Source organism: Flavobacterium sp. TAB 87, assembly GCF_001529295.1.
Classification (GTDB): domain Bacteria; phylum Bacteroidota; class Bacteroidia; order Flavobacteriales; family Flavobacteriaceae; genus Flavobacterium.
In genome coordinates this window covers 207,198-219,419 of the sequence record NZ_LLWK01000036.1, presented here as the reverse complement: position 1 = coordinate 219,419, position 12,222 = coordinate 207,198, and the positions used below count along the sequence as shown (strand labels likewise).

Sequence of the window (12,222 nt, the reverse complement as noted above, 5' to 3'; positions counted from 1 at the left end):
TGAGGAAATTAAACTTTATAGAAGTTAAATAAAAAACAAAAACAAAAATCAAGTAAAATGTCAAAAGTTAAATTAGGAATAAACGGATTTGGAAGAATTGGAAGAATAGTTTTTAGAGAATCATTTAACCGCGATAATGTTGAAGTTGTAGCAATTAATGATTTGTTAGATGTAGACCATTTAGCTTACTTATTAAAATATGATTCTGTACACGGACGTTTCAACGGTACTGTTGAAGTGAAAGAAGGAAAACTATATGTAAACGGAAAAAACATTCGTATTACTGCCGAAAGAAACCCAGCCGATTTAAAATGGAATGAAGTTGACGTTGATGTTGTTGCTGAATGTACTGGTTTCTTCACTACTCTTGAAACTGCAAACGAACACATTAAAGGCGGGGCAAAAAAAGTAATTATTTCTGCACCATCTGCTGATGCACCAATGTTTGTAATGGGAGTAAACCATGAAACTGCAAAAGCTTCAGATTTGATCGTATCTAATGCATCTTGTACGACAAACTGTTTAGCACCATTAGCTAAAGTTATCAATGATAATTTTGGAATTGTTGAAGCGTTAATGACTACTGTTCATGCAACGACTTCTACTCAAATGACGACTGATGGACCTTCAAGAAAAGACTGGAGAGGTGGACGTGCTGCATCATGTAACATTATTCCTTCTTCTACGGGAGCTGCTAAAGCTGTTGGTAAAGTAATTCCTGAATTGAATGGAAAATTAACTGGTATGGCTTTCCGTGTTCCTACAACAGATGTATCTGCAGTAGATTTAACGGTAAAAGTAGCTAAAGAGACTTCTTACGAAGAAATAATGGCTGTCTTGAAAAAAGCGTCTGAAACTACAATGAAAGGTGTCTTAGGATTTACAGAAGATTTAGTAGTATCTCAAGATTTCGTTTCTGATTCAAGAACGTCAATCATTGATGCTAATGCAGGAATTGGATTAAACTCTACATTCTTCAAAATCATCTCTTGGTATGACAATGAATATGGATATTCTAGCAAATTAATCGATTTATCGGTTCACATTTCTAGTTTAAAATAATAAAATACTTTGTAAAATCCCGTTATTGCATAATAGCGGGATTTTATTTTTTAGAATTCAATAGGACTTAGGTTTTTAAAACTACTTTTGAATCTTAAAAATATATTTAACTAACACACCAAAAAAATGAAATTAATAGTTGATAGTGGATCTACAAAAGCAGATTGGATTGCGATTGATGATAATGGTAAAGTATTATTTACAACTCAAACTTTAGGTTTAAATCCAGAAATTTTGAATGGTAACGAAATTCTGGCCCGTTTAAATGACCGTTTTGACATTTTACAAAATAAAACTAATGCTACTCATTTGTTCTTTTATGGAGCAGGTTGTGGAACAGATCGAATGAGATTATCGCTATCTCAGATATTTCAAGATTACTTTACAAATGCAATTGTAGAAGTACACGAAGACACGTATGCAGCAGTTTATGCAACAACGCCTCCAGGGCAACAAGCAATTGTAAGTATTCTAGGAACAGGCTCAAATTGCAGTTACTTTGATGGAAAGGTATTGCATCAAAAAGTACAATCTTTGGGTTATATTGTAATGGATGACTGTAGTGGAAATGTTTTTGGAAAAGAGTTAATTCGCAAATATTATTTCAACAAAATGCCTCAAGAATTGGCAATTGAGTTCGAAAAGGAATACAATGTAGATCCTGATTTTATTAAAAGTAAATTATACAAAGAGCCCAATCCAAATGCTTATTTGGCAACTTTTGCAAAGTTTTTAATCAAGCATAAAGATTCTGAATTTTGTAGAAAAATAATTTTTAAAGGAATGAAATCTTTTGTAAAAAATTATATTAAGCAATTTGATAATTGTAAAGAAGTACCTAATCATTTTGTAGGTTCTATCGCTTTTTATCTAAAAGACGAATTGCAAGAAACTTTTGACAAGTACGATTTACAGTTAGGTAATGTTTTAAGAAGACCAATTGATGGCTTAATTGCTTATCACGTTGCTAACAAATAAAATGCTATAGAAATAGTTGTTTTAGTGCAATGATCAAAAAGTGTTTGTTAAAGCATACGATGTGCCAATAACTACAAATGAAGTATTGGCACTATTGCTACTGAATGCTATTGTACGGCAATTATAGAAATTTCTACATTAACGTTTTTTGGCAAACAAGCCACTTGAACCGTTTCACGAGCTGGAGCGGTTTTTTCGTTAAAATAAGAACCGTAAACAGTATTGATGGCACCAAAATCATTCATGTCCATAATGAAAATCGAAGTTTTTACTACATTTTCAAAGGTCATATTTGCTGATTCTAAGACTGCCTGAATGTTTTTCATTACTTGGTTGGTTTCGTCAGAGATGTTGGCTGTAACAAGCTCTCCGCTTGCCGGATTAATAGCAATTTGTCCAGAAGCATATAGCGTGTTTCCAGAAAGAACGGCTTGGTTATAAGGTCCGATCGGAACAGGCGCTTTCTCGGTAAAGATTATTTTTTTCATAGTGAAAACAATTTTATAAGGTTATTTTTAGAAATTGGTATTGCTTCTTTTATTGTACTTAATGTCACTTAAAATTCCAGATTTTATTCCAATAAAGAAATTCCAGTTTGAATATTCTCCAAGTGGCGTCCAATTAAAATCCATTCTCCAACTCAATAAATCTCTTTCAAAACGCAATTGCGTAAAGGTAATTCCCTTCTGAACAAAATCATAGCCGCTCGAGATTCCACCTTTCCATTTAGGAGTAATATCTGTGTTTATAGATATCATAACTGAATTTCCAATAATCTCATTTTCACGACGCGCATTTCCATAGGTTAATGAATAAGCTAGCGTCATGTCCCAAGGAAGTTTGGCTCTAAAAAATTCCGAAATTACATCAGTAGAGTCATCTTCGTCATCAAACTGACTTCTACGAGAATCAGTTAAGTCTACATTACTTCCAAACAAATCATCTTCACGACCACCATTTCGTTCGCTTTGTTTATTGTCTTTTTCGCCAAATTCTTTACTAGAAATAGAATAATTCATCGTTAAATTTGCGCTTGTCAATCGAAATAAGCTTCCTCCGTTATTAATATTAAAGACATCAATAACATTCCCAGAATTGTCAATTGCATACGGATTTAAAGTTGCTCCGAAATTGACACTCATTTTATTATCTAAAATTTGCGTTCCACCACTAACTCGAACTGGTTGCCAAGCTAGTGTGTTTTTCCCGTCTGCATCAAAGTTATAACTGGTCGAAAAGTTAAGATTATTCAAAAGCATCATCTTTTTCGGATCTGTTTTTGTACTGTCTTTATCGGTCACTTTCGCTTCAAAAGTGTTACTCAAATCAAAACCTACGATGTTGGAATTTGTTTTTCCTGGTGAACCGTAAATTCCGTTTTCAAAACGGGTGTAGTCTCCTAATTTTCCAGTAGCATCAATGGCGTAGGTATCGTAATATTTTTCGAAACTAGGCGTATAGCTGTAGCTTACAGATGGACGCATAACGTGGCGAATGGCTTGAATTTTTTTAGTTTCACCAAAGTTAAAAGTTCCGTAAACTGTTGTACCCAAACTAGATGATAATGAATAGGTTCTGTAGGCATCAAAGCCATTAACCACTTCATCAATTACTGCACTTTCTTCTGGATCGTAGTATTTTTTTCTAGTTTTATTATACCAAATTTCATCGTAATTCGCACTTGCACTCGCACTAAAATATTTAAAAACTTTAAAGTTAGTACTAATCGGAATGCTGTGTTTGAAGCCTAACTGCGCATCGTCGAACATCGCCGATTTAAAAAACAATGAATCTGTTGTTTTAATGCTGTTTTTACCGCTTAAATTATACTGTAAGTTGATGTTTTTAATCAATCCGCGCTTCACACCATCTTTACCAACAAAAGGATAAATTCGGTCCACACTGGCTTCTAGTGACGGCAAAGTCATGTTTATTTCTTCTGTTTGTGTATTTTGCGAATGTGTAGCCGTCAATGCTGTGCGTATTTGCGGAACTGTATTGAATGTTTTACTATACGAAACCGAAGAACTCAATGTGTTGTTCAAATTTGATCCAACATTCACTTGGTTGATCGATTGTTGAAAGTACTTACTGCTTCCCATATTTACCGAAGCAGAGAAATTAGAATTCGGACTTGATTTGGTATCTCTAGAATGCGACCATTGAATATTATAAATGGATTGTTTAGAGTAATCTGGGTACCCTCTTTCACTTTGAATTAAATTCTCGTAACGCAAATTTAAGTTTCCGCGGTAGCGATATCTCTTGGCATACGATGACTCAAAACGCATTGCATAACTACCATTAGTATAATAATCGGCTAAGGCAGTTAAGTCGTAATTGTCACTTAAGGCAAAATAGTAACCTAAGTTTTGTAATGAAAAGCCACGAGTATTGGAGTCATTATAACTCGGAATAATAATTCCAGAATGGCTTTCTTCGGTCATCGGAAAGTAAGCAAAAGGAAGTGCTAAAGGAGTAGGTACGTCAGCAATTACCATATTGGTAAAGCCAACGATTACTTTTTTTCCTGGAATAAATTTTACCTTATTGGTCTGAAAATAATATTCAGGATTGTCAATGTCTTTCGATGTTGTAAATCGTGCTCCCTTTAAAAAGTACACCGAATCATTTTCTTTTTTTGTAATGGCCGCTTTAATTCTAAAATCGCTTTGCTCAGTTCTAGAATTCCAGATTAGAGCCTTTTTTGTTTTAAAATTAAATCGAATAGAGTCGGGTTGTACTACGTTTGCACCTTGTTTAAAATTTGGATATTGAATAAAGGCTCCAGTAGAATCTTTAATACGTCCGGCGTATACTTCATCTTTACCATAATCTAGCACTATTAAGCCAGATTTTAATTCGATATCATTATAATACAATTCGGCTTCATTATATAAAGTGATTTGTTTTTTTTTCTGATCGATTCGCGCGTAATCTTTGGCAACATAGCGCACTTTTCCATCTAAAAATGTTTTCTTAGTTTTTACAGTATCTAGCTTTATAGTGTCTGTAACAGATTTACTTAAGCTATCTTCCTGTACAACAGCAGGAATGCTAACTTTTTTTTTCTTTATATCCTGCGAATAAATAGAACCACCTCCTAAAGTAAGGAAAAATGATGCTAAAACGATATTAAATAAGTTTGTATGCAAAGGTTTTAATGCTATTTTTGTAAAAATGTGGCTTATTTTTTGAAGTGTCAGACTTACAAATTATTTTTTGTCAAAAATAGGCAAATAAAAATTATAGCTACAGTGTTTAATTAAATTAACTTTTAAAAATGAAATTCAATTCTAAGAAATTTATTTTAATTGCGATAGTATTATTGTTTTCAAATAGTTATCTCTTTTCTCAAAACAAGCATACATTTACTGTTGTACTTGATGCGGGACATGGCGGTAAAGACCCAGGAAATTCCTATCATGGTTTTGTAGAAAAAGAAATTGCACTTAAAACTACTTTAAAAGTAGGGCAATTATTAGAAAAAGATAAAGATGTCAAAATAATTTACACACGTACTTCGGATGTATTTATTGAATTAGCAAATAGACCAAAGGTTGCTAATAAAGAGAATGCAAATCTATTTGTTTCTATTCACTGCAATTCAGTTAAAAACTTAGCTCCTTTTGGTACCGAAACTTTTGTAATGGGATTGTCGCGACATGATATGAATCTGGAAGTAGCTAAAAGTGAGAACTCTGTGATTTTATTAGAAGACAATTACAAGCAAAAATACCAAGGTTTTGATCCGAACAAACCAGAGTCATTAATTGGACTTACGATGATGCAAGAGGAAAATTTAAATAGCAGTATTAATTTAGCAACTAATATTCAGGATAATTTTACCAATAATCTAAAAAGAAATTCGAGAGGTGTAAAACAACAGCCTTTATGGGTTTTAGATGCTGCTTACATGCCAAGTGTTTTAATTGAGTTAGGCTTTTTATCAAATAAAGAAGAAGGTAAGTTTTTAAATTCCGATGATGGACAAAATAAAATGGCAAAACAAATTGCCGATGCTATTTTAAATTATAAAAGTAAATATTACGGTGAAAAGTTTATTGCTGCGTTAGAGCCTTCATCAAGAGAAGAGGTAACCAAAAGTAAAAAAGTAGACGAGTATTCAACCGTGAAGCAAGTTAGTTCTCCGGGTGGTGTTATTTATAAAGTGCAACTTGCTGCAAGTTCTCAGAAATTAGCCTTGAAACCAGAAAATTTTAAAGGATTAAAAAACATATCTTGTGTGGTTTCTAATAAATTGTATAAATACATGTACGGTGAAACTTCAAATATCGATGAAGCACGAAAAATGCAACAAGAAGCTAGAAAAGCTGGATTTGCCCAAGCGTATGTAGTTGAATTTAACTAATACAAACTAAAGTATTAAAGAGGTAGTTAGTTACTACGTGAAAAATAAAAAGGAACTATAAAATTTTAATATTGATGAATAAAATTAAAAAGTATTTTTTTGACTCATTATTGTTTGTACTGTTGCTAGGTTACAGTTCTGCTTATAGTCAAAACAATAGTTTCAAAGTAACTTTAGACGCAGGTCACGGCGCTCACGATTTTGGAGCTGTTTATAGTGGTCGAATCGAGAAAAATATAGCTTTGGCCATCGTTTTAAAAGTAGGAGTATTATTAGAATCGTATGCTAATGTAGACGTTTCGTACACACGTAAAACGGATGTATTTATAGATTTGGTTGAGCGAGCAAACATAGCCAATCGGGCCAATGCTAATATTTTTGTATCCATACATTGCAATGCGAGCAAAAATACCACTGCCTTTGGTACAGAAACCTATGTAATGGGTTTAAGTAAAACGGCATCAAACTTAGAAGCAGCAAAAAAGGAAAACTCTGTTATTACTTTAGAGCAAGATTACAAACGTAAATATGAAGGTTTTGATCCTAATTCGCCAGAATCAATGATCGGAATGACTTTAATGCAAGAGGAATATTTAGAGTATAGTATTTCTTTGGCTAGTAAAGTAGAGAATGAATTTGATAAATTAGGAAAAAAATTGCGCGGTGGTGGAGTAAAACAAGCGCCATTTATGGTTTTGCATAAAGCTTACATGCCTAGAGTATTAATAGAAACAGGCTTTATTTCTAATCCTGAGGAAGGAGATTTATTAAACTCTGAACATGGACAAAATGAAGTAGCAAAGGCGATTGCAGACGCAATTATTAGTTATAAAAAAGAATATTTTGGTAGTGGAACTGCTGAAAATATTGAAATTAAACCAGTTGTAAGAGAAAATGCTCCAGCACCTCTTCCAGCGGTGACGGTTGTTGATGGCGTCTTTTTTAAAGTTCAGTTGATGGCGAGCACAAAAAAGTCGGCCTTGAATCCTAAGAATTTCAATGGATTAAGTCCAGTTTCTGTAGTATACGAATCTAATGTTTACAAGTATACGTACCAGCAAACTGCTGATTATGAAAAAGCAAAGTCATTTTTGAATGAGGCAAAAAGCAAAGGATACCCTTCAGCGTTCTTGGTTGCGTTTAAGAATGGTCAGCGAATCAACATCCAAGATGCGATTAAATAATCGCATAAATTCGATTAATTTATATTAAATTTGTACAAAATTCAGATATTTTGAAAGTAACAAGAGAGATCAAAACGGCAGTTTTAGTAATTGCATCAATATTATTATTTATTTGGGGTTATAGTTTTTTAAAAGGAAAAGAATTATTTACTAGCTACACTACTTTGTACGTTGTTTACGATAATGTAGAAGGCCTTTCTGCGTCAGCACCAGTAACATTAAATGGGTTAACGATTGGTAAAATAAGTGGAATAACAATCGACGAAACTACAGGCAAGCTGAAAGTAAGCATGCAAATTAAAACAGACTTTCCAATTTCGAGAACAAGTACTGCTACTATGTACTCACCAAGTCTGATCAGCGGCAAGCAAATCGCAATTCATCCTAATTTTGAAGATAAAGAATTAATAGAAGACAATCAGTTTTTAGCTAGTTCTGTAGAGTTAGGTTTGACAGATTCATTAGGAGAAAAGATCGAGCCGATACAAAAAAAGCTGCAAAAATTAATGTCTAATATCGATTCACTTGTCACAGGTTTAAATAATGTTCTAGATAAAGATGGACAAGACCATTTAAAGAGAAGCTTAGCAGAATTGAGTCATACTGTACAGCAATTTCACAGAGCATCGACTAGTATTAATTCGTTGTTGGACCAAAACAAGTCTCAGATTAATGGAATGGTAACGAACTTCAATAAAGTGTCAAGTAACTTTTCTAAGATTTCAGATTCTATAAATAAAGCAGATTTAGGAAAAACAGTCAGAAACTTAAACTATACTTTAGGAAAAGTTGACGTTTTAATGGGTAATTTACAATCTGGTAAAGGAACTGCTGGCAAATTATTAAATGATGAAGCTTTGTATAATAATCTCAATTCGACTTCGCAAGAATTAGAGTTACTTTTACAAGACCTTAGGTTAAACCCAACCCGTTATGTAAATGTTTCTTTATTCGGAAAGAAAAATAAACCGTATGTTGCTCCAGTTACAGATTCAATTTCTACAAACAATTAATTTTATTTAAATATGAATTACCTAGATAATATTTTGTTTGCTATTTTATTAATTATTGGTTTTGGTTATTTTGCTTTTAACGTAAAAAAACTAATCAGAAATATTAATTTGGGAGCAGCTGTCGATCGAAAAGATAATCCCAAAGCAAGATGGGCCAACATGGCTCTGATTGCATTAGGCCAATCGAAAATGGTCAAAAAGCCAATTGCAGGCGCATTGCATATTATAGTTTACGTTGGTTTTGTAATTATTAATATCGAATTATTAGAAATTATTATTGACGGACTGTTTGACACACATCGTGTTTTTGCTCCGTTAGGAGTTGTTTACGATGTTTTAATTGCCTCGTTCGAAATACTAGCATTTTTAGTGTTAGTGGCTGTAATAGTTTTTTGGATTAGAAGAAATATCATTAAAATCAAAAGATTATTTAATAAAGATTTAGAAGGATTTCCAAAAAATGACGCGAATTATATTTTATACTTTGAAATTGTTTTGATGTCATTGTTTTTATTAATGAATGCATCCGATTATCACTTGCAAAATCTTCCCGAACAATTTTCTCATTTTATCAAAGCAGGAAGTTTTCCAATAAGTCAGTTTATTGCTCCAATTTTTAACGGAATGAGTAACGAATCTGTGCTGATGTTAACTGAATTATTTTGGTGGATGCACATTATTGGTATTTTAATTTTTCTGAACTACTTGTATTTTTCTAAACACTTACACATTTTATTAGCTTTTCCCAATACATATTTTGCAAATTTAAAACCGATGGGACAGTTTGATAATTTAGAATCTGTGACCAAGGAAGTAAAGTTAATGATGGACCCAAATGCAGATCCTTTTGCTGCGCCAGCGCCGGTTGAAGGTGAAGCGCCAGCTAAATTTGGTGCAAGCGATGTTCAAGATTTAAATTGGGTACAGTTAATGAATGCATACACATGTACCGAATGTGGACGTTGTACATCAGCTTGTCCTGCTAATCAAACGGGTAAAAAATTGTCTCCTCGAAAAATTATGATGGATACTAGAGATCGATTAGAAGAGGTAGGTAAAAATATAGATACTAATAAAGGTGTTTTTGTGCCAGATAATAAAGCGTTATTAAACGATTATATTACTCCAGAGGAACTATGGGCGTGTACGTCTTGTAACGCTTGTGTTGAAGAATGTCCAGTAAATATCAATCCACTTTCTATTATTATAGATATGCGTAGATATTTAGTAATGGAGCAAAGTGCTGCTCCAATGCCATTAAACACAATGATGAGCAATATTGAAAATAACGGTGCACCTTGGCAGTACAATCAGCAGGACCGATTGAACTGGAAAGACGAAAATTAGATAGCGTAATCTCAATCAAAGTTAATTTTCAAATTGAAATGAATTTCTAAAAGAGAATTATTTTTTTATTTTAAACAAATAGCCCTAACCTATAAATATCACACCATGTCAGAAAATTTAGTAGTACCCACAATGGCAGAAATGCTGGCTCAAGGCAAACAACCAGACGTATTGTTTTGGGTAGGATGTGCGGGAAGTTTTGATGATAGAGCAAAAAAAATAACGAAAGCATTTGTAAAGATTTTAAATCATGCTAATGTATCATTCGCCGTTTTAGGAACAGAGGAAAGCTGTACAGGTGATCCTGCAAAAAGAGCTGGAAATGAATTTTTGTTTCAAATGCAAGCCATGATGAACATTGAAGTTCTGAACGGCTACGAAGCTAAGAAAATTGTTACTGCTTGTCCGCATTGCTTTAATACGATAAAAAATGAATATCCAGAATTAGGCGGAACTTACGAAGTGGTTCACCATACGGAGTTTCTTAAATCGCTTTTAGATGAGGGAAAATTAACAATCGAAGGAGGGCAATTTAAAGGTAAAAAGATAACTTTTCATGATCCTTGTTATTTGGGTAGAGCAAATAATATTTATGAAGCACCGAGAGATTTAATTCAGAAATTGGACGCCGAGTTATTAGAAATGAAACGTTCTAAAGCTAATGGTCTTTGTTGTGGAGCAGGAGGAGCGCAAATGTTTAAGGATGCAGAACCTGGTACGAAAGAAATAAATATTGAAAGAACTGAAGATGCTTTAGAAGTTCAACCAGATATTATTGCTGCTGGCTGTCCGTTTTGCAACACCATGTTGACCGATGGTATAAAAAATAAAGAAAGAGAAAGTGATGTAAAAGTGATGGACATCGCTGAATTAATTGCTACAGCAAACGATTTGTAATTGTATTATAAAGCGTGGAATTTCAATTTTAAAACAATAAGTTATGTACGTACCTTTTGACGATTTACCCGAGGATTCTAGAATTTGGATTTACCAATCGAATAGAAAATTTTCTGATGAAGAATTTTCAGCTATTGAACTAGATTTACAAGATTTTTTGAAGGACTGGGCCGCACACGGAACAAGTTTAGAATCGTCCTATTTATTAAAGTACAATCGATTTATAATTATTGCTGTAAATCAAGAGGTTCAAGCTGCTACAGGTTGTTCAATTGACAGTTCGGTAGAATTTATACAAAGTTTAGAACGAAAATATGAAGTTGATTTGTTGGATAAAATGAATGTAACTTTTAAACAAGGCGAACACATCGCACACAAACCTTTAATTGATTTCAAGAAAATGGTCAAAGATAAGTCGGTTACTGCAAACACAATTGTCTTTAACAATTTAGTTAATTCTATACAGGAATTTAATGAATCATGGGAAGTTCTTGCCGAAGATAGTTGGCACAGTCGCTTTTTTTAGGATTAATAAACACCTATATGCAAACCGTCTTCATTATAAAGACGGTTTTTTTTGTATTTATAAATTTATTCAACAAATTCTAAAGTGGCAAATTCTTTTGGTTGATGAAAACCGTAGGTTTTACTGACATAACTTTTTAGCGATTGGTATTCTGTTGTCATCCCGAAGTCAATTCTAAACAAATTTGCTTTCCATTTCGTTCCAATTTTAGGGGTTCTAAAATTAGCAGAAACAATGGATTTTAAACTTTCGAACGGAATTTCAATTTCAACCGTGTAACCATCTTTTACAATTTTTGAAATAGTTTTACTATTTTTTAAGTTCATCGATATATCAGTTTTCCATCCGCCACAATCTTTAGAAATACAGTGAACTATCAAATCATATTGACTAGAATAGGCATTAACTCCTAATTCTAGGTACTGCCTTCCATCACCATCTGGATCAATAAAAACTTCAACTAAATCATCAGTACTAAAAATGTAGGCATCGTTAATGCGCTCTTTTCCAATTATTTTTGTGTCCATGCATTTAAATGCAATAAATAAACTGATTTTATTCCACGAAAGTGCAGCATAAGTTAATTGCGTTGGTTTTTGCCCTGAGTTATGAATGGCAAACGGACCTAAAAAAGGAGTTTCCCAATCAGACAAATCACCATCAATCTTTATGTTCTTTTTTAATTGTGGCACCAGGACATTTTGTGCAGAAGCTTCCATTGAAGTAAAAATAAGAACTAGGTAATAAAATAACTTTAGTTTCATAATAGGTTGGTCACTTTGGGATTTCAAATATAAGATTAAACTGTTAAACATTACCAGTTGGTAATTCAAATAGATTTAT

General features: G+C 33.1%; 11 protein-coding genes. 8 read left to right on the top strand and 3 right to left on the bottom strand.

The window, feature by feature from the left end:
- Window positions 1-57 precede the first annotated feature (57 nt).
- Both gap and AP058_RS08955 read left to right on the top strand, forming a co-directional pair.
- Complete coding sequence (gene gap / locus AP058_RS08960; protein ID WP_066309421.1) at window positions 58-1,062, top strand: type I glyceraldehyde-3-phosphate dehydrogenase; 1,005 nt, start codon at window positions 58-60, stop codon at window positions 1,060-1,062.
- 126 nt (window positions 1,063-1,188) lie between these two features.
- On the top strand, window positions 1,189-2,040 hold the full coding sequence (locus AP058_RS08955; RefSeq protein ID WP_066309419.1) for an N-acetylglucosamine kinase: 852 nt from the start codon (window positions 1,189-1,191) through the stop codon (window positions 2,038-2,040).
- A 107-nt stretch (window positions 2,041-2,147) separates the two neighbouring features.
- Here the strand turns inward: AP058_RS08955 and AP058_RS08950 are convergent, their stop codons facing one another.
- Window positions 2,148-2,528 carry a RidA family protein gene (locus AP058_RS08950; protein WP_066309418.1) on the bottom strand — a complete coding sequence of 127 codons (381 nt, stop codon included), beginning with the start codon at window positions 2,526-2,528 and terminating at the stop codon, window positions 2,148-2,150.
- A gap of 27 nt (window positions 2,529-2,555) precedes the next feature.
- On the bottom strand, window positions 2,556-5,195 hold the full coding sequence (locus AP058_RS08945; protein ID WP_082706614.1) for a putative LPS assembly protein LptD: 2,640 nt from the start codon (window positions 5,193-5,195) through the stop codon (window positions 2,556-2,558).
- A gap of 128 nt (window positions 5,196-5,323) precedes the next feature.
- Here AP058_RS08945 and AP058_RS08940 point away from each other — a divergent pair, with 128 nt between their 5' ends.
- From AP058_RS08940 to AP058_RS08915, 6 genes are all read left to right on the top strand, one after another.
- Window positions 5,324-6,412, top strand: coding sequence for an N-acetylmuramoyl-L-alanine amidase (locus tag AP058_RS08940; protein ID WP_066309411.1), 1,089 nt, complete (start codon window positions 5,324-5,326; stop codon window positions 6,410-6,412).
- A 74-nt stretch (window positions 6,413-6,486) separates the two neighbouring features.
- Window positions 6,487-7,596, top strand: a complete 1,110-nt coding sequence (locus AP058_RS08935; protein WP_066309409.1) for an N-acetylmuramoyl-L-alanine amidase — start codon at window positions 6,487-6,489, stop codon at window positions 7,594-7,596.
- Between the two features lie 50 nt (window positions 7,597-7,646).
- The gene (locus tag AP058_RS08930; RefSeq protein ID WP_066309406.1) at window positions 7,647-8,609 is read left to right on the top strand and encodes an MlaD family protein; all 963 of its coding nucleotides are present in this window, start codon (window positions 7,647-7,649) and stop codon (window positions 8,607-8,609) included.
- Between the two features lie 12 nt (window positions 8,610-8,621).
- Window positions 8,622-9,956, top strand: coding sequence for a (Fe-S)-binding protein (locus tag AP058_RS08925; RefSeq protein ID WP_066309398.1), 1,335 nt, complete (start codon window positions 8,622-8,624; stop codon window positions 9,954-9,956).
- Window positions 9,957-10,061: 105 nt separating this feature from the next.
- The gene (locus tag AP058_RS08920; RefSeq protein WP_066309395.1) at window positions 10,062-10,853 is read left to right on the top strand and encodes a (Fe-S)-binding protein; all 792 of its coding nucleotides are present in this window, start codon (window positions 10,062-10,064) and stop codon (window positions 10,851-10,853) included.
- Window positions 10,854-10,896: 43 nt separating this feature from the next.
- Window positions 10,897-11,379, top strand: coding sequence for an ABC transporter ATPase (locus AP058_RS08915; RefSeq protein WP_066309392.1), 483 nt, complete (start codon window positions 10,897-10,899; stop codon window positions 11,377-11,379).
- Window positions 11,380-11,444: 65 nt separating this feature from the next.
- Here AP058_RS08915 and AP058_RS08910 read toward each other — a convergent pair whose 3' ends face one another.
- On the bottom strand, window positions 11,445-12,143 hold the full coding sequence (locus AP058_RS08910) for a carbohydrate-binding family 9-like protein (RefSeq protein ID WP_066309389.1): 699 nt from the start codon (window positions 12,141-12,143) through the stop codon (window positions 11,445-11,447).
- Window positions 12,144-12,222: the final 79 nt, after the last annotated feature.